At 71.9% G+C, this 22,295-nt stretch carries 22 protein-coding genes and 3 pseudogenes; 14 read left to right on the top strand and 11 right to left on the bottom strand.

Annotated features, from left to right (window positions below):
* Positions 1–532 (bottom strand): maltotransferase domain-containing protein (locus tag AV521_RS42355; RefSeq protein WP_143658745.1); only part of this gene is annotated, 532 nt, incomplete at its 3' end.
* Between the two features lie 106 nt (positions 533–638).
* Positions 639–938, bottom strand: coding sequence for a DUF5133 domain-containing protein (locus AV521_RS42350; RefSeq protein ID WP_076096903.1), 300 nt, complete (start codon positions 936–938; stop codon positions 639–641).
* A gap of 340 nt (positions 939–1,278) precedes the next feature.
* On the opposite strand from AV521_RS42350, the pseudogene AV521_RS42345 reads away from it, so the two are divergent.
* Positions 1,279–1,770: pseudogene (locus AV521_RS42345) on the top strand (pep a2); the annotation flags it as partial.
* Between the two features lie 242 nt (positions 1,771–2,012).
* Positions 2,013–4,130 (top strand): glycogen debranching protein GlgX, encoded by a 2,118-nt coding sequence (gene glgX / locus AV521_RS42340; protein WP_076096922.1) that lies wholly within the window; start codon positions 2,013–2,015, stop codon positions 4,128–4,130.
* A 185-nt stretch (positions 4,131–4,315) separates the two neighbouring features.
* Here the strand turns inward: glgX and AV521_RS42335 are convergent, their stop codons facing one another.
* Positions 4,316–5,125 carry a VOC family protein gene (locus AV521_RS42335; protein WP_076096901.1) on the bottom strand — a complete coding sequence of 270 codons (810 nt, stop codon included), beginning with the start codon at positions 5,123–5,125 and terminating at the stop codon, positions 4,316–4,318.
* A 128-nt stretch (positions 5,126–5,253) separates the two neighbouring features.
* Here AV521_RS42335 and AV521_RS42330 point away from each other — a divergent pair, with 128 nt between their 5' ends.
* Positions 5,254–5,568: an ANTAR domain-containing protein gene (locus AV521_RS42330; protein ID WP_076096899.1), complete on the top strand. Its 315-nt coding sequence runs from the start codon at positions 5,254–5,256 to the stop codon at positions 5,566–5,568.
* Positions 5,569–5,639: 71 nt separating this feature from the next.
* Here AV521_RS42330 and AV521_RS42325 read toward each other — a convergent pair whose 3' ends face one another.
* Positions 5,640–6,431, bottom strand: a complete 792-nt coding sequence (locus tag AV521_RS42325; RefSeq protein WP_076096920.1) for an RNA polymerase sigma factor SigF — start codon at positions 6,429–6,431, stop codon at positions 5,640–5,642.
* 245 nt (positions 6,432–6,676) lie between these two features.
* On the opposite strand from AV521_RS42325, the gene AV521_RS42320 reads away from it, so the two are divergent.
* The 4 genes from AV521_RS42320 (at position 6,677) to AV521_RS42305 (ending at position 9,908) form a co-directional block, all read left to right on the top strand.
* Entirely contained in the window at positions 6,677–7,132 is a 456-nt protein-coding gene (locus tag AV521_RS42320) for a MarR family winged helix-turn-helix transcriptional regulator (RefSeq protein ID WP_076096897.1), read from the top strand.
* A 354-nt stretch (positions 7,133–7,486) separates the two neighbouring features.
* On the top strand, positions 7,487–8,374 hold the full coding sequence (locus AV521_RS42315; RefSeq protein WP_076096895.1) for an ABC transporter ATP-binding protein: 888 nt from the start codon (positions 7,487–7,489) through the stop codon (positions 8,372–8,374).
* Entirely contained in the window at positions 8,334–9,194 is an 861-nt protein-coding gene (locus tag AV521_RS42310) for an ABC transporter permease (protein ID WP_076096893.1), read from the top strand. Before AV521_RS42315 ends, AV521_RS42310 begins: the two co-directional genes overlap by 41 nt.
* A 189-nt stretch (positions 9,195–9,383) precedes the next feature.
* A complete protein-coding gene (locus tag AV521_RS42305) occupies positions 9,384–9,908 on the top strand; it encodes a hypothetical protein (protein WP_076096891.1) in 525 nt (174 codons plus the stop codon).
* Positions 9,909–9,982: 74 nt separating this feature from the next.
* Here the strand turns inward: AV521_RS42305 and hemC are convergent, their stop codons facing one another.
* The 3 genes and pseudogenes from hemC to AV521_RS42290 all read right to left on the bottom strand — a co-directional run bounded on the left by hemC (position 9,983) and on the right by AV521_RS42290 (position 14,186).
* Positions 9,983–10,924 carry a hydroxymethylbilane synthase gene (gene hemC / locus AV521_RS42300; protein WP_179023810.1) on the bottom strand — a complete coding sequence of 314 codons (942 nt, stop codon included), beginning with the start codon at positions 10,922–10,924 and terminating at the stop codon, positions 9,983–9,985.
* A 42-nt stretch (positions 10,925–10,966) separates the two neighbouring features.
* Entirely contained in the window at positions 10,967–11,923 is a 957-nt protein-coding gene (locus AV521_RS42295; RefSeq protein WP_076096918.1) for an ATP-dependent DNA ligase, read from the bottom strand.
* A 791-nt stretch (positions 11,924–12,714) separates the two neighbouring features.
* Positions 12,715–14,186, bottom strand: a pseudogene (locus AV521_RS42290) (MFS transporter).
* Between the two features lie 221 nt (positions 14,187–14,407).
* Between AV521_RS42290 and AV521_RS42285 the strand changes: the two are divergent.
* Together AV521_RS42285 and AV521_RS48330 are read left to right on the top strand one after the other, a co-directional pair.
* Entirely contained in the window at positions 14,408–15,058 is a 651-nt protein-coding gene (locus AV521_RS42285) for a TetR/AcrR family transcriptional regulator (protein WP_076096887.1), read from the top strand.
* 344 nt (positions 15,059–15,402) lie between these two features.
* Positions 15,403–15,561 carry a glycoside hydrolase family 30 beta sandwich domain-containing protein gene (locus AV521_RS48330; protein ID WP_256725942.1) on the top strand — a complete coding sequence of 53 codons (159 nt, stop codon included), beginning with the start codon at positions 15,403–15,405 and terminating at the stop codon, positions 15,559–15,561.
* 7 nt (positions 15,562–15,568) lie between these two features.
* Here the strand turns inward: AV521_RS48330 and AV521_RS42280 are convergent, their stop codons facing one another.
* A complete protein-coding gene (locus tag AV521_RS42280; protein ID WP_076096916.1) occupies positions 15,569–16,381 on the bottom strand; it encodes a DMT family transporter in 813 nt (270 codons plus the stop codon).
* A gap of 146 nt (positions 16,382–16,527) precedes the next feature.
* Between AV521_RS42280 and AV521_RS42275 the strand changes: the two genes are divergently transcribed.
* The 5 genes and pseudogenes from AV521_RS42275 to AV521_RS42255 all read left to right on the top strand — a co-directional run.
* Positions 16,528–17,385, top strand: a complete 858-nt coding sequence (locus AV521_RS42275) for a LysR family transcriptional regulator (RefSeq protein ID WP_076096885.1) — start codon at positions 16,528–16,530, stop codon at positions 17,383–17,385.
* Between the two features lie 100 nt (positions 17,386–17,485).
* A complete protein-coding gene (locus AV521_RS42270) occupies positions 17,486–18,157 on the top strand; it encodes a GntR family transcriptional regulator (protein ID WP_076096883.1) in 672 nt (223 codons plus the stop codon).
* Between the two features lie 94 nt (positions 18,158–18,251).
* Positions 18,252–19,004 (top strand): PIG-L deacetylase family protein, encoded by a 753-nt coding sequence (locus tag AV521_RS42265; RefSeq protein ID WP_076096880.1) that lies wholly within the window; start codon positions 18,252–18,254, stop codon positions 19,002–19,004.
* On the top strand, positions 19,001–19,735 hold the full coding sequence (locus AV521_RS42260) for a 4-carboxy-4-hydroxy-2-oxoadipate aldolase/oxaloacetate decarboxylase (RefSeq protein ID WP_076096878.1): 735 nt from the start codon (positions 19,001–19,003) through the stop codon (positions 19,733–19,735). The genes AV521_RS42265 and AV521_RS42260 overlap by 4 nt, the downstream gene beginning before the upstream one ends.
* A pseudogene (locus AV521_RS42255) lies at positions 19,732–20,061 on the top strand (PrpF domain-containing protein); the annotation flags it as partial. The gene AV521_RS42260 and the pseudogene AV521_RS42255, both read left to right, overlap by 4 nt.
* 10 nt (positions 20,062–20,071) lie before the next feature.
* On the opposite strand, the gene AV521_RS42250 reads toward AV521_RS42255, so the two are convergent.
* From AV521_RS42250 to AV521_RS42240, 3 genes are all read right to left on the bottom strand, one after another.
* Entirely contained in the window at positions 20,072–20,857 is a 786-nt protein-coding gene (locus tag AV521_RS42250; protein WP_079249681.1) for an XRE family transcriptional regulator, read from the bottom strand.
* A gap of 189 nt (positions 20,858–21,046) precedes the next feature.
* A complete protein-coding gene (locus AV521_RS51865) occupies positions 21,047–21,613 on the bottom strand; it encodes an SH3 domain-containing protein (protein WP_076096874.1) in 567 nt (188 codons plus the stop codon).
* A 208-nt stretch (positions 21,614–21,821) separates the two neighbouring features.
* A complete protein-coding gene (locus AV521_RS42240; protein ID WP_076096872.1) occupies positions 21,822–22,109 on the bottom strand; it encodes a putative quinol monooxygenase in 288 nt (95 codons plus the stop codon).
* Between the last annotated feature and the right edge of the window lie 186 nt (positions 22,110–22,295).

Raw genomic sequence — 22,295 nt, 5'->3', positions numbered from 1 at the left:
GGTGGCGGGCCAGCAACTCGCCCACCTCGGGCGACAGGGCTGCCTTCATGCGCTCGTGCAGCGACAGGGAGTCGTCGCCGAGGGCCTGTGCCGTGGCGAGGACAAGGTTTCGCTCCGGGCCCTTCGGCACCCCGGCGGCCGCACGCTCGTACAGCTCGGCGCCCTCCTCCAGCACCACCCCGACGTCGATCCCGGCCGGCACCTTGATCCCGGCGGTGTGCCGCCAGGTCGCCAGCGGATCGCTCCAGGCCTCCACCCGAAAGGTCCAGCGGCCCGTCGCGTCCGGGGTGATCTCCGCGCCCCACAGGTCGCTGCCGGGGGACAGCTCACTCATCGGTGTCCACGGGCCGCGGCGGCCCTTCGGATCGCGCAGGACCACATTGGCGCCCACGGCGTCGTGCCCCTCGCGGAACACGGTGGCCGTCACCCGGATGGTCTCCCCGGCCACCGCTTTCGCCGGGCGCCTGCCGCACTCCACGGCCGGCCGGACGTCACGTACCGGTACACGGCCGATGGCCGGGGTCCTGCGCATGTATTTCACCTCCGCCGTGCGCGAAGCCGGGCACCCGGCCCGGCTTCGCGATCCGAGAGGGGCCGACCGACGCCGGCCCCTGGGGAACGCCTTGTACGGTGCCAGCTCAGGGGCTTGGCGCCGTGGAACGCCGCTCCGACGGCGGCGCTCTTCTGGCCGACCGGCGTGACCGCGGCCGTCCGTCCTGCTCACGCAGGTAGCTGACCAGAGTGGTGCGCAGATAGCGTTCGGCGGCGTCCGCAGCCTCGCGGGCGCAGCGTTTGCCCATCAGCACGCACAGCGTGTAACCCGAGTCCTCGAAGGTGACCCGGACCGTGCGGTCGTGGGGCGAGGCGAGCATCACGCGCTCCCATGCCCGGTAACGCCGCAACGCCCGGGCCACTTCGGCCTTGGCGGGTAGCAGCATTGCCCTCTTCACCTTCCACGCTCTCGACTGGGCGCGTTCCCGACGGTCGGGTGGTGTCCGCGCGCGGGAGGGCGCGGCACCGTTACGGCGATCGAGGCTTTCACTTATGGTGCACGGACGACGACGCAGCGTCTTGTTGGATCTTCAACGACGAATGGTGGCGTCGGGTGGTGTCAGCGGCTCGTGTTGCACGAATGGCGTAGTGGCCGCACCGTAGAGGTGACTCAGACGCGATCAGCGCTCACGCTAAGTGTCCGGGATGTCTTCCGGACAGGCCTCCGGGATCCCTCCCGGACGGGCGAGGGGAGCGAGAGCTTCGCCGGGTGAGGAGCAAGCGACGATGAAGACCGCAGTGCCCTGCTACTTCCACATCGACGTGGAAGTCAGCCCGGAACGGGTGGGACAGGTCAGCCGCATCCTGGCCGCCCACCTCCGCTACTGGGACCTCGAGAACCTCGCGGTCCCCGTCTGCCGCGGCGCCGAACTGCTGCTGCGGGCGATCGACCAGCACGCCACCGACAAAAACACGTCGATCGAGCTGTGGTGGAACGGCCAGCACCTCATCACCGCCTTCGGGGACGACGACCCGGACCTGCGCCCCGACCAGGAGCTGCGTGCCTGTCTCGCCGACATCGCCGCCATGAGCGACGGCTGGGGCTGCTGCGCCTCGGACGGCGGCAGCAAGATCATCTGGTTCTCGCAGCGCGCCCGCGCCGGTGAGCGCGTCCCGCTGGTGCCGACCGCCCCCGCGCCCACGCTGCGGCAGGGCCTGAAGGTGCCGCGCGAGCTGCCGGTGGCGGTGCTGACCGCTCCGGCGGCAGCGGTGGACGAGGCGTTTGCCGCGGCGGCCGCCTTTCCGGACGAGGTGTTTGCCGCACCGGCTGCGGTTCTGGACGAGATGTCCGCCGCGGAGGCCTCGGTTCTGGATGAGGCGTTTGCCGCGGAGGTCGCGGTTCTGGAAGAGGAGTTCGCCGCGCCTGCCACGGTTTTGGACCGGGCGCTCGCCGCGTCGGAGGCTGTTCTGGGCGGTGCCCTGGAAGGCAGCCGGTGACCGCCCGTTCCCCTCAAAAAGGGCTGCCCGTGTGGAGCGGGCAGCCCTACCCTTTGGGCGCCGCGTTCGACGGACAGGGCACGAACTTCGCCCTGTTCAGCGAGGTGGCCGAACGGGTCGACCTGATCCTCGTCGACAACGCGGGCACCGAGACGCCCGTCCGGCTGCACGAGGTCGACGGATTCGTCTGGCACGCCTGTCTGCCCGGCATCGCGCCGGGCCAGCGCTACGGCTACCGGGTCTACGGCCCCTGGCAGCCCTCGCTCGGCCACCGGTGCAATCCGGCGAAGCTGCTGCTCGACCCGTACGCCCGGGCCGTGGACGGCCAGATCGACAACCATCCCTCGCTGTACGAGCGCGCCCCGGACGGCCCCGCCCCTGCCGACAGCGCCGGGCACTCCATGCTGGGCGTGGTCACCGACCCGTACTTCGACTGGGGCGACGACCGCCCGCCCAGAACGCCGTACTCGGACTCGGTGATCTACGAGGCCCACGTACGCGGCCTGACCCGCACCCACCCCGACGTCCCCGAGCGGCTGCGCGGCACCTACGCCGGCCTCGCGCACCCCGCGGTCATCGAGCATCTGACCTCGCTCGGAGTGACCGCGGTGGAGCTGATGCCGGTGCACCAGTTCGTGCAGGACGGGGTGCTCCAGGACCGGGGCCTGTCCAACCACTGGGGCTACAACACCATCGGCTTCTTCGCCCCGCACAACGCCTACGCCGCCTTCGGCACCCTCGGTCAGCAGGTCAACGAGTTCAAGGCGATGGTGAAGGCGCTGCACGCGGCCGGCCTTGAGGTGATCCTCGACGTGGTCTACAACCACACCGCCGAGGGCAACGAGCGGGGCCCGACCCTGTCCTTCCGGGGCATCGACAACGCCTCCTACTACCGGCTGGTGGACGGCGACTGGGCGCACTACTACGACACCACGGGCACCGGCAACAGCCTGCTGATGCGGCATCCGTACGTGCTCCAGCTCATCATGGACTCGCTGCGCTACTGGGTCACCGAGATGCACGTCGACGGCTTCCGTTTCGACCTCGCGGCCACGCTGGCCCGGCAGTTCCACGAGGTGGACCGGCTGTCGGCGTTCTTCGACCTGATCCAGCAGGACCCGGTGATCAGCCGCGTCAAGCTCATCGCCGAACCCTGGGACGTGGGGGAGGGCGGCTACCAGGTGGGCAACTTCCCGCCGCTGTGGTCGGAGTGGAACGGCAAGTACCGGGACGCCGTACGGGACTTCTGGCGGGCCGAGCCGGGCTCGCTGGGGGAGTTCGCCTCGCGGCTGACCGGCTCCTCCGACCTGTACCAGCACAGCCGGCGCCGGCCGCGCGCGAGCGTCAACTTCGTCACCGCGCACGACGGGTTCACGCTGCGCGACCTGGTGTCGTACAACGACAAGCACAACGCGGCCAACGGCGAGGACAACCGGGACGGCGAGAGCCACAACCGGTCCTGGAACTGCGGGACGGAGGGCGACACCAAGGACCCCGCCGTCCTCGAACTGCGCGCCCGCCAGCAGCGCAATCTGCTCGCCACGCTGCTGCTGTCCCAGGGCATCCCGATGCTCTGTCACGGCGACGAACTCGGCCGCACCCAGCGGGGCAACAACAACGCCTACTGCCAGGACAACGCGATCTCCTGGGTCGACTGGGAACTGACGGACGAGCAGCGGTCGTTGAAGGATTTCGCCCGGCACGTGATCGCACTGCGCTCCGCGCACCCGGTGCTGCGCCGGCGCCGCTTCTTCCGCGGCGAGACAGCGACCAACGCCGCACAGCCGCTGCCCGACCTGATGTGGCTCAGGCCCGACGCCCGCGAGATGACCGACCGGGACTGGCAGCGCGGTGACGCGCACTCGGTGGGTGTGTTCCTCAACGGCGACGCCATCGCCGAACGCGACGCCTATGGACGCCGGATGACCGACGACTCCTTCCTCCTCCTCGTCAACGGCTACTGGGAGCCGGTCGAATTCCGCCTCCCCGAAGCCTCCTTCGGCGAGCGCTGGACGACCCTGATCGACACCGCCGATCCGTACGGCGTCCCCGACGAACGCGAACGCAAGGCCGGCACGAGAGTTCGTGCGGAGGCCCGCAGTCTCATCCTGCTGTCGCGTCCGTCGAGGGCGGCGAGCTGAGCATGTATCGAGCTGAGCATGTATCTACGTACCTACATATCTGCGGGTGCGTTGTGGCTGGTCGCGCCCACGCGGCGGGCCGCATATCGATACAGTCGCGCGCCCCCTGGGGGTTGCGGTGCCGTCGGCCTCAGCGGCACCTCCGCACGCGCAGGAGGGCGCCCCTCGGCCGGTCTGCGCCGCCCTCAACGCTCCCGGCGTGATGTCACCGTGAACTGCGCCCCGTCCGGATCCCGCAGGATCGCCTCGTCCTCCTCCTCGCTCAGCACGCTGCCACCATGTTTCTCCGCGGTGCGGGCGCAGTCCAGGACGTCGGCGACGGCGAAGTGGATCTGCCAGTGCGGCCGCACGGAGGGGTCCGGCGCCCCGTCCAGGGCGCCCGAGTCGATGCGCGCCACGATGTCGCCCTGGCTGCGCAGCACCACCTCGCCGCCCTCGTACTCCACCTCGCAGCAGCCCGGCATCCCGGACGCCCAGTCGAGGATCTCGCCGTAGAACAACGCGGCGTCGAAGGCGTCGCGGGTGTGCAGGCGGATGAAGGTCGGCGACGCCCGCCGCCAGGCTTCCCAGTTGCCGACCAGCTCCCCCTGCCAGATCCCGAAGGTGGCTCCGTCCCGGTCGGCGAGCAGCGCGGCCCGGCCCGGCGGGAAGGACAGGGGCCCGACGGCCGCCGTACCGCCGCGCTCGCGGGCCCGGGCCACCGCCACATCGGCGTCCGGCACGGCGAAGTACGGCGTCCACGCCACCGCCATCTGCCACATGGCGGCGACGGCGGCGATCCCCGCCACCGGCACCCCGTCCGCCAGCGCGATGCGGAAGTGCTCGCCGAGCTTGACGCCGCGCCAGCGCCAGCCGAGCACGGCCGTGTAGAACTCCTGGGTGGCCTGAAGGTCACGGCTGGTCAGGCTCACCCAGCACGGGGCGCCGAAGACGGAGTGCGTGGAGACGACGTCTCGCTTGCGCGGTTCACCGCCGGCGGAGGCGTTGTGGTTCATATGAGTCGCGTCCTGCTCTCGGGGCCGGGCGGCCACCGGTCTGGCACCAGTGTCCAACCGGAAGGGGGTCGGATGCCTGTCGAGGACCACCAGTGGCATCGGTGCGGGCCGCCGAGGACGATGGGGGCATGGGAGCGAGCGAGCCCGACCGGATCTCCGAGCTGCAGGCGCAAGTCGACCAGTTGAAGGAGGCCGTGGCCTCTCACGCTGTCGTCGACCAGGCGATCGGGATGATGGTGGCCCTGGGCCGAGTGACCCCGGACGAGGGCTGGGAGGTGCTGAAGGAGGTCTCCCAGCACACCAACATCAAGTTGCGCAACATCGCTGAGCTGATCCTCATCTGGGGCCGCCGCGGCGACATCCCGCCCGAGGTCAGCGCCGCCCTGGAGGACGCCCTGGACCGGTACGGCCCCACACAGGTGCCCGGCGCCCCGGAAGCGTGAGTCGCGGCCGCGGAGCCTGGCGGAGCCGATCGCGCTGCTGGGTCCGGCCGGGGCGCAGGGGGCCGGAAGATTCAGCGGACCTCGGCGAGCAGTTCGTCGCGCAGCCGGTCGAAGCAACCGGTGAGCAGCCGGGAGACGTGCATCTGCGATATGCCGAGTTGCTGGGCGATCCTGCTCTGCGTCATCCCGCCGAAGAACCGCAGATAGAGGATGGTGCGCTCGCGTTCCGGCAGCGCCGCGAGACACGGCCTGACGGCGGCCCGGTCGACCACCAGGTCGTAACCGGGGTCGGAGTCGCCGAGCGAGTCCCCGAGGGCGTAGCCGTCGCTGCCGGCCACCTCGGCGTCCAGGGACAGCGCGGAGAAGCATTCCAGCGCCTCCATGCCGGTGCGCACCTCGTCCTCGCTGAGCCGCGTGTGGGCGGCGATCTCCGCCACGGTGGGTGGGCGCCCCGGGGTGCTCTGGGCCAGTTCCTTCGCGGCGGAGCGGACCCGGTTGCGCAGGTCCTGCACCCGGCGGGGCACGTGCAGGGTCCACATGTGGTCGCGGAAGTGGCGCTTGATCTCACCGGTGACGGTGGGCACGGCGTACGCCTCGAAGGCGCGGCCGCGCTCCGGGTCGTAGTGGTCGACGGCCTTGACCAGACCGAGGGCGGCCACCTGGTACAGGTCCTCCAGTGCCTCCCCGCGGCCGCGGAACCGCACGGCGATCCGCTCGGCCATGGGCAGCCACAGCCGGACCAGTTCGTCCCGCAGTGCCCGCCGCTTTGGGCCGTCGGGCAGCCGTGCGAGCAGCTCGAAGGACTTTTCGGTGTCGGGGGCGTCGTCGTGCGGGTGGGGTTTTGTGCTGCCGGTGACACGCATGGTGCGCACCTCTCTCAACAGGTGCTGGATGAACAGACACCGTGGGAGGTGCGCTCGGACCAGGTACGGGCTTTGGGACGGCCGACGGGGCCGGCTCCCACGGGCGTGCCTCCGGTCCGAAGCACTGCTGTGCGTTTTCCCGCTAACGGACATCACCAAACAAACAGGCGAAATCGGGAAGTGTGCGGCCGCTCTTGACCTGCGCTTGGCGGGCATTACCTCTGTAGCAGAAGTAATCTTCTTGTGTGGAACCCGAGACCCTCTCGGAAGAGCTGGCGGACACGCTGGTACGCATCCAGCGGCTGATCCGGCGGCGGCTGCGCGGCGGGACGACGATGCCCCGCCTGCGCGGTGCCGAGGTCGAGCTGCTGCGGCTGGTCGAGTCCCGGCCCGGCATCGGCATCTCGGACGCGGCGAGGGCGCTGCACCTGGCGAGCAACTCCGTGTCGACCCTGGTCAACCAGCTCGTCCGGGACGGGTTCCTGCTCCGCGAGACCAACCCCGCCGACCGGCGCGCCGCGCGGCTGCGGCTGACCGAGGCCGCCGAGAAGCGGCTCGGCGACTGGCGGCGACGCCGGGCCGAACTGGTCGTCCGGCATGTGTCCCGGCTCGACGAGGCCGACCAGGAGGCCCTGCGCGCGGCCCTGCCGGCCCTGCGCGCGCTGGCCGCCGGCCTGCACGAGGAGGCCGGGGACGGATGACGGAGGCCGACGATCATGCGGAGGTCCACACACCGTGACGGAGGTCCAGACATCATGACGAGGGACACCGCCGACACCCCGGGCGACACCGCCGACCCCACCGACAGGCCCGGCGCACCGCCAGACACCACCGCGACTCCCGACACATCCACCGAGGCCGCGGGCACCGCCTCGACTGTCGATGCATCCGCCGAGCGTGCGGGTACTGTCTCGGCTCCTGATGCATCTGCCGAGCCTGCGGGTACCTTCTCGACTGTCGATGCATCCGCCGAGCGTGCAGGCGCTGTCTCGGCTCCCGGCGCATCCGCCGAGCCCGCAGGTACCGCCTCGCCCCCCGGCGCACCTGCCGAAGTCGTGCGTACGGCCGACACCGTCGGCGTCTCCGTCGCATCCCCTGGCACCACCGATGAGGTCGGAGCCTTCGCCGAGGCCGTCAGCTGTGCCCGGCTTGTCTACGCCTTCGGGGACACTAACGCCGTCGACGGCCTCGACCTCGATGTCCGCGAGGGTGAGGTGTTCGGGCTGCTCGGGCCGAACGGGGCCGGCAAGACCACCGCCATCCGCTGCATCACCACCCTGTTGCCCGTCCCCACCGGCACGGTCCGCGTCTTCGGGCACGACGCCGCCAGGGAACGCATGGCGGTGCGCCGGCTGCTCGGTTACGTCCCGCAGCAGCTGTCCGCCGACAGCGGGCTCACCGGCCGGGAGAACGTCGCCCTGTTCGCTCGCGTCTTCGATGTGCCCCGCCGCGAGCGCGCCGCACGGGTTGCCCAGGCGCTGGCCGCCGTCGATCTCGCCCATGCCGCCGACCGGCTCGCCGGCACCTACTCGGGCGGTATGGTCCGCCGCCTCGAACTCGCCCAGGCCCTGGTCAGCGCCCCCCGGCTGCTGATCCTGGACGAGCCCACCATCGGCCTGGACCCGATCGCCCGCACCGGCGTCTGGGAGCACATCAACGCCATCCGTGCGGCCACCGGCATGACCGTCCTCTTCACCACCCACTACATGGACGAGGCCGACCAGTACTGCGACCGCATCGGCCTGATGCACCGCGGCCGTATCCGCGCCCTCGGCACCCCCGTCGAGCTGCGCCGGAGCCTGGCCGAACGCCAGGGCGCCGACGCCCTGCCCACGCTGGAGGACGTCTTCCGCGACGTCGCCGGCAGCGGCCTCGACGACAACTCCGCAGGAGGTTTCCGCGATGTCCGCAGCACCCGCCGCACCGCGCGCCGCGTCGGCTGACCACACCCCCGGCAGCGGTATCGACCTGCTGCTCAGCCCGCCCGTCCCACGCGCAGGCTGGCGGCTGCTGCCCGCCCGGGTCGTCGCCATGTGCGCCGTGGAACTGCAGAAGCTGCGGCACGACCGGACCGAGCTGTACACCCGCGCGGTCCAGCCCGCCCTGTGGCTGCTGATCTTCGGCCAGACGTTCACCCGGATCCGGGCGATACCCACCGGCGGTGTCCCGTACATCGACTTCATGGCGCCCGGCATCATCGCCCAGTCGGCGATGTTCATCGCGATCTTCTACGGCATCCAGATCATCTGGGAACGCGACGCGGGCATCCTGAACAAGCTCCTCGTCACCCCGACCCCGCGCTCCGCACTGATCACCGGCAAGGCGTTCGCCGCCGGAGTGAAGTCGCTGATCCAGGCGATCGTCGTCATCGTCATCGCCGCCGTCCTCGGCGTGGCCCTCACCTGGAACCCGCTGAAGCTGCTCGGCGTCGCCGTCGCCGTGGTCCTCGCCTCCGTCTTCTTCTCCTGTCTGTCGATGACCACCGCGGGCATCGTCCTCAGCCGCGACCGGCTGATGGGCTTCGGGCAGGCGATCACCATGCCGCTGTTCTTCGGCTCCAACGCCCTGTACCCCGTCTCGGTGATGCCGGGCTGGCTGCAGGCCGTCAGCAAGGTCAACCCGCTGAGCTATCAAGTCGACGCGCTGCGCGGCCTGCTGCTCGGCACGCCCGCGCATCTCGGCACCGACTTCGCCGTCCTGCTGGTGGCCGCCGCGCTCGGCATCACCGCGGCCTCCTCACTGCTCGGCCGCCTGGCCCGCTGATCTTGCCCCGGACGTGATGTGCGGCACGCGCGCGTACCGCGCGCGAAGCGCCGTGCACGCATCCTTCCTGGGCAGCGCTTGATCAGCGATCAAAGCGGGCGAACCCCCTGGCCATAGCGCATTCTGCTCATTTGACAGTGCGCTCGGCGCACAGATAGACAGCAGCTCTCGAAGGTCGAGAGGGGCACTGTGTACGAGCCGAACGTGGTCGGGGACTGGCACGAGTACGACGAGCATGCCGGTCTGCGGGTCCGCGTCCACCGCCTGGAGGCCGCCGAGCCGCCGCGCGGACGCGATGACGCCGCCGTCGGCCTGACGTACTTCAGTGTCCGCGTGACCGTCGAGAACCGCGGCGCGCGGCACTACGGCATCCACCTGGAGGACGGCCAGATCGACGTCCGTGTCGGCCCGGACGGCGAGGGCGCGTTCATCGACTGGCGCAACTCCCAGTTCATCGAGGGCTTCGACGTCTACCCGCTGCGCCGGGCCACCGCCGTGGTCTACGCCGCCGCCCCCGAGGCCGCCCTGAGCCACGTGGATGTGCAGGTGCAGCTGCGGGTGGAGGAGGAGTGGGCCGACCGCCGGCTGTGGACCGGCGGCATCGGCGTCCTGGAGGCGACCCCGGCGGCGGCCCCCACGGCCGCCGGGCAGGGCAGCCTCGCCCACCAGGTCAGCGCCTTCCTGCGGGACCAGACGGAGCCCGGCTCCGCCTGACGCGGTCGTACGGCGCACGCGTCGCGGCTGCGCGCCGTACAACCGGTGCCGGGGCGCCGTACGCGGCCGGCGGGTCAGTGCGGGATGCCGTCGATGATCTCCCGGGCTCCCTGCCGCAGCAGCGCCACCGCGACCGACGTGCCGAGAGTGGCGGGATCGAGCCGGCCCGCCCACTCGTGGGCGTTCAGCCGGGTCTTGCCGTCCGGGGTGAACACACAGGCCCGCAGGGACAGTTCCCCGCCGCGGTCCACGCGCGCGTAGCCGGCGATGGGGCTGTTGCAGTGCCCCTGCAGCACGTGCAGGAACATCCGCTCGGCCATCGCCTCGCGATGGGTGTCCGGGTGGCCGAGCCCGCTGACGGTGTCGATCAGCTCGGTGTCGTCCTCACGGCACTGCAGCGCGAGGATGCCCGCGCCGATCGGCGGCATCATCGTCTCCGTCGACAGCACCTCGCTGATCACGTCCGTCCGGCCGATCCGCTCCAGACCCGACACAGCCAGCAGCAGCGCGTCCGCCTCGCCCTCGGCCAGCTTCTGCAGCCGGCGGTTGGCGTTGCCACGGAACGGCACGCAGTCCAGGTGCGGGTGCGTGGCCGCCAGTTGGGCCACCCGGCGTACCGAGGAGGTGCCGATCCGGGTGCCGGCCGGCAGTTCGTCCAGGGTGAGGCCGTCCGGGTGAATCAGGGCGTCACGGATGTCGTCCCGCTTCAGGAACGCTGCGAACACCGTCCCGGCGGGCAGCGGCCGGTCGGCGGGCACGTCCTTGACGCAGTGCACCGCGAGATCGGCCTCCCCGGCCAGCAGGGCCGCGTCCACCTCCTTGGTGAACGCCCCCTTGCCCTCGACCTTGGACAGATCGCCGAGCCACTTGTCGCCGGTGGTCTTCACCGGAACCACCTCGGTGCGCACCCCCGGGTGCAGTACGGCCAACTCGGCGCGGACCCGCTCGACTTGGGCCAGGGCCATGGGGGAGTCGCGGGAGACGATACGGATCAGTTCGGGAACCGGCATGCGCACACGATAGACCCCGTCACCGGAGCCGGGCTCGACGGCCCGGTCTCACCCGAGGCCCTCGGGCAGGTCGGCCGCCGACTCCTCCGGTGCCAGATCCGGGCGCAGTCGCAGCCAGGACGGCTGGCGCAGCAGTCCGGCCCGGGTACGGGTGCTGTAGCTGACCTCTCCCACCAGCCGGGGCAGCACCCAGCGGGCGTCCGGGATCCGGGGCGCCGGGTCGAAGGGGCACCGGTCGCTCGCGGCGGCCGCCAGCAGCCGGGCCAGTTCGGCCCGCTCCGCCTCGCTCCAGCCGGTGCCCACCCCGCCGACGTACCGCAGCCGGCCACGGGCGTCGCGCTGACCGACCAGGAGAGCGCCGGGCAGCCCGCTCAGCCGTCCCCTGCCCGGCAGCCAGCCGCCGACGACCACGTCCTCGGCACGCATGTTCCGGATCTTGATCCAGGCGCGGGAGCGCACGCCGGGCTCGTACACCGAGTCCAGCCGTTTGCACACCAGGCCCTCCAGTCCGTGCTCCCTGGTCGCGGCGAGCGCCTCGGCGCCGTGCCCGGTCACGGCACCCGGTGTCGACCAGTACGGCCCGGCCAGGCCCAGCTTCGTCAGCAGGGCCCGCCGCCGTACGTACGGCAGCCGTAGCAGGGACTCCTTCAGGTAGGGCACGTCGAACAGCACCAGGTGCACCGGCACCCGGGTGGCCCGGCGCGCCGCCCGTGCGGGGGCGTGCGCGAGGCCCATACGGCTCTGCAGCAACTGGAAGTCGGCCCGGCCCTGTTCGTCCAGAGCCAGCACCTCGCCGTCCAGCACGGCGGGTGTGGTGCCCAGCGCGCCCGCGAGCGGCGCCAGTTCGGGATAGGCCGCGGTGATGTCCTCGCCCGAGCGGGCACGCAGCAGCACGCTGCCGTCGCCCGGCAGATAGACCATCACCCGCTGGCCGTCCTGCTTGGTCTCGTACGCCCACCGCTCGTCCTGGGCGGCGGGCGGCAAGGTGCCGGGAGTGGCGAGCATCGGCGCGATGAGCGGCAGGGGTACGGCGGTCACGGCTGAAGATCTCGACCACACCCGGCACCCTCACGCACCATCGGCCACGGGTTCCCCTGAACGGGCCCGCGCCGCCGCTGCCGGGCGCGGACGGGCGCGCACGGCGGCCGGCTTCGCACACCGAGCGGCGCGCACGGGCTTCCGTCGCGGGGGCGGCGGCGTCCGAACGTCCGGGACCGTGATGAGGGGGTGGCGGATCAAGGCCGTCGTAGCGGCGAGGGTGCCGCTTGGAGCGGGCCAGTGCCGTTGCCCCGGCGGGCGCGCCGCCCGGAGCGGGTCACTGGCGGCCAGGGCGGCCCACGTCGGCCGGCAGCCGGGACGGGGGAGGCCGAGCGGTGCCAGGGCGGTGGTGCGGCGCCCGGGAGCCGCCCGGCCCGGGGCCGCCGCCAGGCAGGGACTGGGCGCCGCGCGACGGGAACCGTGGCCGCCGGGCGCCAGTGCCCCAACAGGCGACGTTCGCCCCGTCGCGACGCCCGGCACGTCCTCTCGCCGCACTAGCCGGAAGCCCACGTACGTCCAGCCCATCGGGTACGGCTTCCGGTCGGCGCAAGGGGAGCACGCACCGGACGCTGCTCCTTGATGGGTACACGTCGTCTGCCGGGGCACTGGCAATCGGAACTGTGGCCGGGGCGTGGCCGCGCGAGCCTTCCCGTGGCAGAGGCGGCGCGCGGAAGCCCGCTTCCCGGACGCCTCCGCCCGGCTTTCCGGAAGCCCGCCTCTCCGGACGGTTCCTCCCGTTCGGCCCCGTCCCGCCCGCTTCAGCCGACCGTCTCCGCCGAAGGCTCTGTGGACGCCGGTGCCGGCGCCGGTGCGGCCGGGCGGGCCCGGGGCAGGAACGAGGCGAGGACGAAGGCCAGAATCGCCGCGCTCGCGCCGATCGCCATGACGACCTTGAAGCCGTTCTCGGACGGCAGCGGGTGCCCGCCGAGGCTGATCGTCATCTGCGCGAGGATCACCCCGGTGACCGCGCTTGCCACCGACGTCCCGATGGACCGCATCAGCGTGTTGAGGCTGTTCGCGGCGGCCGTCTCCGAGGGCGGGACCGCCCCCATGATCAGCGCCGGCATGGCGCCGTAGGCGAAGCCGACGCCCGCGCCGATGACACAGGACACCAGAACCAGCTGCCAGACCTCGCTCATGAGCACGATGTCGAGGCCGTAGCCGGCGGCGACGATCACCGCTCCGGTCATCAGTGTGATCTTCGGGCCCCGGGACTTGGTGATCATGGCGGACACCGGCGCCACGGCCATCATCACCAGACCCTGCGGGGCCATGACCAGCCCCACGGTGAGCATGGACCTGCCGAGGCCGTAGCCCGTCTGGGTGGGCAGCTGGAGCAACTGCGGCAGGACCAGCGACATCGCGAACATCGAGAAGCCGAACGCGATGGACGCCAGGTTGGTGAAGAGCACCTGGCGGCGAATCGTGGTGCGCAGGTCCACCAGCGGTGCCGTCGTGCGCAGTTCGAAGAAGCCCCAGGCCACGAGGGTGACGACGGCGAGCGCGAACAGCCCCAGGGTGGTGCCGCTGCCCCAGCCCCAGTCGGCGCCCTTGGAGACGGCGAGCAGCAGCGAGACGAGTCCGACCGCCATGCCGAGTGCCCCGACGAGGTCGAAGCGGCCACCGGTGCGGACTCCGGACTCCGGTACCAGGGCCAGGACGAGGGCGAAGGCCACGACGCCGAGGGAGGCGGAGGTCCAGAACAGCACGTGCCAGTCGTAGTGGTCCGCGAGGAACGCGGCCGCGGGCAGGCCGAGCGCACCGCCGACACCGAGTGAGGCGCTCATCAGCGCGTCGAGCCGGCCAGCCGCTCCGGCGGAAGCTCGTCGCGCATGATGCTGATGCCGAGCGGCACCACGGCCGCGGCGAGACCCTGCAGAGCACGGCCGACGATCATCGGGACCAGCGCGTCACTCAGCGCGCACACCACCGAGCCGGCCACCAGTAGCACCAGGCTGACCAGCAGCAGGCGGCGTTTGCCGAACATGTCGCCGAGCCTGCCCGCCACCGGAGTGGCGACAGCGGCGGCCAGCAGGGTGGCCGTGACCGCCCAGGCGGCGTCGGATGCCGAGGCGTGCAGATAGGAGGGCAGCTCCGGGACGATCGGGATCACCAGGGTCTGCATCAGCGACACGGTGATTCCGGCCAGGGCCAGTACCGCGACCACGGCACCCGGCCGCGACGGAACGGATCTGCCGGCCTCGGTGGGCCGGGCGGAGGCAACGGACATGAGTGGGGGACCTTTCGGGGAGCGTCTGCCGGATGAGTTTAAGTCAACTGATTGACTTACTTTAGCGGGCTGAACCGGCACGGCACGCGGGGCCTGTCCCCGCCGGGGTGGGCGCGCACCGTAGGCTTCTTCGGTTGGACCTCGCCGCCCCGGTCGAGGGCCCGGGCGGTTGCGGGACGGGCCGTCGCGGGGTGGTGCACAGTCCCGGAGCGGTGGTGAGCATGGCGCGCAGGACGGCGCGGGCCGAGCAGGTGAGCGCGACGCGGGAGGCGATCCTGACCGCGGCGGAGCGGCTGTTCGCCGAACACGGCGTGTACGCCGTCTCCAACCGCCAGGTCAGTGAGGCCGCCGGCCAGGGCAACAACGCGGCGGTCGGCTACCACTTCGGCACCAAGGCCGACCTGGTCCGTGCGGTGGCGCGCCGGCACGCCCAGCGCATCGAGGTGCTCAGGGAACGGGCTCTGGTCGCGGCCGGCGACTCCACCGACGTACGCGACTGGGTCGACTGCCTGGTCCGCCCGGTGACCGAGCATCTCGCCGGGCTCGGCAGCCCCACCTGGTACGCCCGGTTCTGCGCCCAGGTCATGACCGACCCGGTGCTGCACGAGATCATGGTCGAGGAGTCCATGACCTCGCCCGCGCTGCGGCAGGCCGTCGAGGGGCTGAACCGCACTCTCCCGGAGCTGTCGCCCGAGGTCCGCGCCGAACGCGGCCAGATGGTCCGCCTGTTGATCCTGCACACCTGCGCCGAGCGGGAACGGGCCCTCGCCGAGGGCACCCCGACCGCGCGTGCCACCTGGGCGGAGGCGGCCGACGGCCTCGCGGACGCGGTCCTGGGCCTGTGGCTGGCCCCGGTCGGTCCGGCTCGCTAGTGTCCCAACAGGCGACGTTCGCCCCGTCGCGACGTCCGGCACGCCCTCTCGCCGCACCGGCCGAAAGCCCGTGTACACCCAGCCCATCGGGTACGGCCTCCGGCCGGCACTCCCCCAGCCTTCGGCCGGGGGGACTCCCGGAGCACGCACGGGGCGCCGCTCCTTGACGGGCAAAGGTTGCCTGCCGGGGCACTAGTCGCCCGTGCCGGGCGCGTCAGCGGTTCTCCGGTGGTCCTGTCGAGGGGCGGGAGGGGCGGGAGGGGCGGGAGGGGCGGTTCGCCAAGAACCTGTCTCCCGGCGATGCGCGCCTTGAGTCCAGCGGTGCGGAGAACGGCGTCAGCAACGTGGTCCACCGCTCCGCCGACGGCACGTTCGTCGCCGTCCTCGGCAACGGCGCCGGCACCGATCGCACGGTCCGTGTCACCGGCGCCGGGCAGTCGTTCGTCGTGACCGTGCCGGCGGGCTCCTTCCTCGTGAACCTGCGCCGCACGACCGTGGTGTGACTGGGAATCAGGTGCGGGTCGTCGCGATGCTGACCGCGTTCGCGGCGACCACCGCCCCGATCCCCGCCCACTCCGGCACGCCCAGACCCTGTCCGAGGACCACCCAGCCGACCACGGCCGCCAGCACCGGGTTGACGCTCATGAACAGACCGAAGGTCTGGGCCGGCACCGTACGCAGGGTGAGCAGATCGGCCAGGTACGGCACGGCCGACGACAGTACGCCCGCCACCACCGCGCACAGTACGGCCCCGGTCGTCGGTGGATGCCGTACGGCGACGAGGATCCCGATCGGCAGGAAAGTCACCGCGGAGGCACACGCGGCCGCTGCCGAACCCTGCACGCCCGGGACGCGCCGCCCGACGACCCGGTTGAGCAGGATGTACGAGGCCCAGCAGCAGGCGGCCACCAGGCCCAGCACCATCCCCAGGTAGTCCGTGGACGGCTGGGGGCGCATCAGTACCACGACTCCCGCCGCCGCCAGCACGGCGCACCCGGCGTCCAGCCGGCGCCGCGAGCCGGCCAGCGCGATGCTCAGCGGGCCCAGGAACTCCAGGGTCACCGCCAGCCCCAGGCCGATCCGGTCTATCGCGCAGTACAGGGTCAGGTTCATGGTGCCGAAGACCCCGGCGAGCAGCAGCACCGGCCACCACTGCCGCCAGGTGAAGTCGCGCAGGCGCGGCCGGCCGACGGCCACGAGGACCAGCGCGGCGACGTACTGGCGTATCGCCACCACCCCGAGCGGACCGAGGACCGGGAAGGCCAGCGAGCCGATCGCCGCGCCGGTCTGGTTGGAGAGACCGCTGCCGAACATGGTCGCCACGCCGGCCAGCCGCCCCGGTGCGGGGGTACGGACCGCCGGGGACACCGTCACGTCGGGAGAGGGGAGAGTGCGCCGCATGGCAGGAGCGTCCGCTCGCCCGCCGTTTGCGCAAAATGCATGCAATCCACGATCTATACGCTGGACGTATGGATGAGGTCGAACTGCGGCAGCTGCGCTGTCTCGTCGCCATCGTCGACGAGGGCACCTTCACCGACGCGGCGATCGCCCTGGGGGTGTCCCAGGCGGCCGTGTCCCGTACCCTGGCCGGACTCGAACGGGCCCTGGGTGTACGGCTGTTGCGGCGGACCTCGCGAGAGGTGACCCCGACGGCGACCGGGCTGCGGGTGGTGGCGCAGGCCCGGCGGGTACTGGCGGACGTCGCCGCCCTGGTCCAGGAGGCCGCCTCGGGGCACACCCGGCTGCGGATCGGCTACGCATGGTCGGCGGTCGGCCGCCACACCGTCGCCTTCCAGCGGCGCTGGACCGCCGCGCACCCCGGGATCGATCTGCATCTCGTCCGCGTCAACACGGCGTCCGCCGGTCTCGGCGAAGGCGCCTGCGATCTCGCGGTGGTGCGCCGGCCGCTGGAGGACCGGCGCTTCGATACGGCCATCGTGGGTCTGGAGCGGCGCCTGTGCGCGCTGGCCGCCGACGATCCGCTGGCCCGGCGCCGCTCCGTACGGCTCGCCGATCTCACCGGCCGGATCCTCCTGGTCGACCGGCGCACCGGCACCACCACCCCCGAGCTGTGGCCGGCGGAGACCCGCCCCGCTGTCGAGGAGACGCGCGACGTCGACGACTGGCTCACTGTCATCGCCGCCGGACGTGGCATCGGAGTCACCGCCGAGTCGACCGCCAACCAGTACCCGCGGCCCGGCATCGTCTACCGGCCGGTGCGCGACGCCGAACCCGTCGCCGTACGGCTCGCCTGGTGGCGCGACGACCCGCACCCCACCCTCCAGGCCGTCCTCGAACTGCTCAGCGAGCTGTACCGCACGGGCTGACGAGCCCCGGGGTCCGATGGGCCAAAAACGAAAACAAAATTGTTGACAATCTTGTCTGGCCAGATTCACGTTCGCCAGGCACTCACTCAGGGAGGGCACGATGCCGAAGGAAGCCCGGCCGAGCACCAAGGAAGCCCGGCCGAGCACCGGAGAGCAGGCCAAGCAGCATGCGCTCGCGCAGCTGCGGCAGGCGATCCTGCGCGGCGAGACGGCACCGGCTCAGCGGCTGGTGGAGAACGAACTCGCCGAGCAGTTCGGTGTGACGCGGGCCAGCATCCGTGCGGCACTGATCGATCTGGAGGCACAGGGACTGGTCGAGCGGATCCGCAACCGCGGCTCGCGGGTGCGGGTGGTCACCGTGGAGGAAGCGGTCGCGATCACGGAGTGCCGCATGGTTCTGGAAGGGCTGTGCGCGGCCAAGGCCGCCGTCGTCGCCGACGACGAGCAGCTGACCGAACTGGCCGATCTCGGCGCGGCGATGGAGAAGGCCGTCGCCGACGGCGAGCCGGTCACCTATTCCGACCTCAACCACCGACTCCACGACCGCATCCGGGAGATGTCCGGCCAGCGGACCGCGGTCGAGCTGCTGGAGCGGCTCAACGCCCAACTGGTCCGCCACCGCTTCCAGTTGGCGCTCCGGCCGGGGCGCCCCCAGCAATCCCTGACCGAGCACCTGGCGATGATCGAGGCGATCAGGGCCAGGGCCCCGCAGGCGGCCGAAGCGGCCGTCCGCGCCCATCTCACCAGTGTGATCGACGCGCTCAGCGACTGACGATCCGGCGCGCCCCCGGGGCGCGCCCGTGTGCCTGCGCCGTGTGTCCGATCGCTGGGGTGAGTGGGCGTCCACTGTCCAGCAAGGAGATGCCATGACGCGGCCGAACGCGTCGTCCGGCCCGCCCCGGTCGACCCTCGTCGTCACCGCGCACGCCGGGGACTTCGTGTGGCGGGCGGGTGGAGCGATCGCCCTGGCCGCCTCCCGGGGCGAGAAGGTCGCGATCGCCTGCCTGACCTTCGGCGAGCGCGGCGAGTCCGCCAAGGCGAGGCGCGAGGGGAAGACCCTTGAGGAGATCAAGGCGATACGCCGAGGCGAGGCGGAGCAGGCGGCCGCCACGCTCGGCGCCGAGCTCCGCTTCTTCGACGCCGGCGACCACCCCCTCGTCGGTACTCCCGAACTGACCGACCAACTCGTCTCGGTCTACCGCGAGATCCAGCCCGACGTGGTCCTCACCCATCCGGTCGACGACCCGTACAACGGCGACCATCCGGCCGCCAACCGCATGGCGCTCCAGGCCCGCATCCTCGCCCAGGCGATCGGCCATCCCGGCCCCGGCGAGATCATCGGCGCCCCGCCGGTCTTCTACTTCGAGCCGCACCAGCCCGAGATGAGCGGCTTCAAGCCCGAGGTGCTGCTCGACATCACCGCGGTGTGGGACACCAAGCGCAAGGCGATGGAGTGCCTCGCCGCCCAGCAGCACCTGTGGGCCTACTACACCGACCTCGCCGTGCGCCGCGGCGTCCAGCTCAAGCGCAACACCGGCTCCAACCTGGGCCTGGCGCACAACACCATGGCCGAGGCGTACATGCGGCCGTTCCCGCAGATCGCGAAGGAGCTGGCATGAGCGGCGTGATCGTCACCGGCCCGCCGAAGGCCGAGGCGAAGGACGTCGACGCCCTCGCCGGGTACGGCGTCGCCATCGTGCACGAGGCCATGGGCCGCACCGGACTGCTTCCGGCCCGGCTGCGCCCCGTCCAGCAGGGCGTCCGGGTCGCCGGTACGGCGGTCACCGTGCTGTCCTGGCCCGGCGACAACCTCATGATCCACGCGGCCGTGGAGCAGTGCGGCGCGGGCGACATCCTGGTCGTCACCACCACCTCCCCGTCCACCGACGGCATGTTCGGCGAGCTGTTCGCCACCGCGCTGCAGCGGCGCGGGGTGCGCGGCCTGGTCATCGACGCGGGTGTCCGCGACACCCGGGAACTGCGTGAACTCGGCTTCCCCGCCTGGTCGGCGGCCGTCAGCGCGCAAGGCACCGCGAAGGCGACCGGCGGCTCGGTCAACGTCCCTGTCGCCCTCGGCGGCCGGGTCGTCCGCCCCGGCGATGTGATCCTCGCCGACGACGACGGTGTCGTGGTCGTCCCCCGCGAGCGGGCTCGCGCGGCCGTCGAGGCCTCCGAGGTCCACGAGGCCAAGGAAGCCGCCACCCGCGCCGCCTTCCAGGACGGCCAACTCGGCCTGGACCGCTACGGATTGCGGGAGAAACTGACCCGGCTGGGTGTCACATACGTCTCGTACGAGGATCACGTCCGGGGAGAGACCCACAGTCAGGACGGGGCCGGAGCCGGGGCATGACCGCGCCGACGGAGGTGCGCTGCATGCTGATGCGCGGCGGCACCTCCAAGGGCGCGTATCTCCTGGCCGAGGACCTGCCCGCCGACCCGGCCGCCCGGGACGACCTGCTCCTGCGCATCATGGGCAGCCCCGACCCGCGCCATGTCGACGGCCTCGGTGGCGCCCACCCGCTCACCAGCAAGGTGGCGGTGGTCTCCGCCTCCGCCGACCCGGACGCCGACATCGCCTATCTCTTCCTCCAAGTCGCAGTAGACCGAGCTGAAGTGAGTGAGCGTCAGAACTGCGGCAACATCCTCGCCGGAGTCGGCCCGTTCGCCGTCGAACGCCTTCTGTCTCTCACCGCTGCGCGTCCGGCTCCACGTCCAGGCCCGTGCAGGCCAGTTCCCCGTCCACCTCGGCACAGGCCTCCACACCCCGTGGCGAGGGCACCGAGAGCATGGGGCTGCTGTCCCCGTCGGAGTCGGCCGCCGGATAACCCGCCGAGAGCACGTCCTGCCCGGCCCGCACCGACACCTCACGCACCTTGGCCGAGCGCAGCCGCACCTCGGACCAGGCGGTCCCGCAGGCGGGCGAGTAGCGCAGCCGCACGGTGTAGGCGGGGTCGGTGACCTCGCTCACGGTCCGCGCGTCCTTGGCGCACATCGAGGCATCGGGCAACTCGCCCTGGCAGGACCGGCCGTGACAGCGGGGTACCGCCGACACGGGCTGCTCGGCGGGCGCGTTGCCCGGCCGTGTGTACAGGGCGACGGCGGCGGTCACCGCCGTCGCCGCGCCGAACAGCGCGAGCGCGGAAAGCGGCAGCCAGGGCGCCCGCCAGGACGCGATCCGCCGGAACCGCCGCATCCGGCCGGGTTTTTCCGTCCCGGCCGTGGCCGCGGAGGCGTCGGCCGCCTCCCACAGCGCCAGTACGGCCTCGGGGTCGGCGCCCGCGAGCCGGCACAGCGCCTCCACGGCGGCCCTCGGCGGTGGCGTGGCGCCGGACAGATAGCGGTGCCACGCGGACTTGCTGTACGGGGTGCGCGCGGCCAGCGCCGCGAGGCTCAGGCCCGTACGGTCCTTCAGTTCGCGCAGTCCCACCACCAGTGGGTCGTCCGGTGTGGTCGATCCTTGGGGGTGCCGCATCGTGCGTCCTCGACTCCGTTTCCGCTATGGGCGGTTTAGCCCCTGTTGTCGGAATGGCTTCCCAGCAGCGCGGCGACTGCAACGCCCGGTGAGGTATGAGGAGGGTGAGGCACGCGGGCGTGCCGAAGGCCCGTTCGGGGATCGTCGAACGGGCCTTCGGCAGCTAGGTGGTACGGCGGTGTCGTGCCGTCAGCACCAGGGAAGGGCGCGATTGGCGCGGACGTAGTGGGCCGAGACATAGCCCGCGTGGTGCCGCAGCCGGTACCAGACGCGGTTCCCGTGCACCCAGGAGCCGTGCGTCTGGCAGACGAGCGCCAGCTGCCGGCCCGACTGCCGGTGGCCGATCACCCGGTAGCCGGTGCCCGGCCCGGAGCGGACGTTCAGCCATGCGTGACGCGTGGCGACCCGGCCGGTGACGGGCAGGACGCGACGGTGCGACACCGGCCGCGCGATGAGGCGGTGGTCCAGGCGGTACAGGGCCATGTGCGAGGTGAGCCGGTAGGGCATCGCCCGCTCGACGGAGTGGTACACCGCTCCCTGGGTCGTGTAGCGGTGGCCGCGGTACACGCGGTGTGCGTGGTGCCTGCGGAGGTGGTGGCGGTGGTGGGCGCGGTGGTGGGTGCCGTACTGGGCGACGGCGCTGGGTACCGGGTGCTGGGCGGCGGCGCCCGCCGCGGTGGCCCCGGCCGCCGTGGGCAGGAGTGCGAGCACCGTGACCGTGGCCAGCAGACCGCCCTTGAGAGTCCGTGGGATCATGGAAACCTCCGGCTGTCGTTCTCGTGACCACGAGCGGTGATCACGACAGCAAGCGTTTCCGTGACGGGTCATCAGGATGCCGTCCCGCTGTCCCCGGGGACGGCCGGGACGTCCCGTGGGACGTGTGCCGCCCGGTGCGGGCCGTCCGGCCCGCGGCGCAGGAGTGTTCCGCCGTCCCGTCCGTCCCGGCGGACGACCGGGTGACGTGTCAGAGCGTCTCGGCCATGGTGATGGTCCGCTCCTCGAGCAGGGGGAACACCGTGCCCCGGATCAGCTCCGCGAAATGGCCCGTCTCCTTGTGCGCCTCGAAGCCGGCCCGGTCGGTGTAGCGCTCGTACAGTACGAACGCCCCCGGCCGGTCGACGACCTCGTGCGCCTCGTAGGCGAGGTTCGCGGGTTCCGACGGGACGAGTTCGCGCATCTTCCGCAGCGCGTCGCGCACGGTGTCCGCGTCGGCGGGGGCGCACTGGTACTGGGCGACGACGGCGAAGGCCATGGAGTTCCTCCGGGTGTCAGGAAGAGCAGTGGACCCGCTGATTCCAGCACGCTCAAGGCGACGGGCGGCCTGTGCGACACGCAGGGGATACGGGCATGCCCACGGAATCGCCGTCCGACGGCAGATCGCCGACTCCCATCCGCTGCGGCCGGGGAAACCGCGCGGCGCCTGGGCGTGGAGGCCTCG

It is taken from the genome of Streptomyces sp. IMTB 2501 (genome assembly GCF_001953885.1).
GTDB lineage: Bacteria > Actinomycetota > Actinomycetes > Streptomycetales > Streptomycetaceae > Streptomyces.
This window is presented reverse-complemented; position numbering and strand designations above follow the sequence as displayed.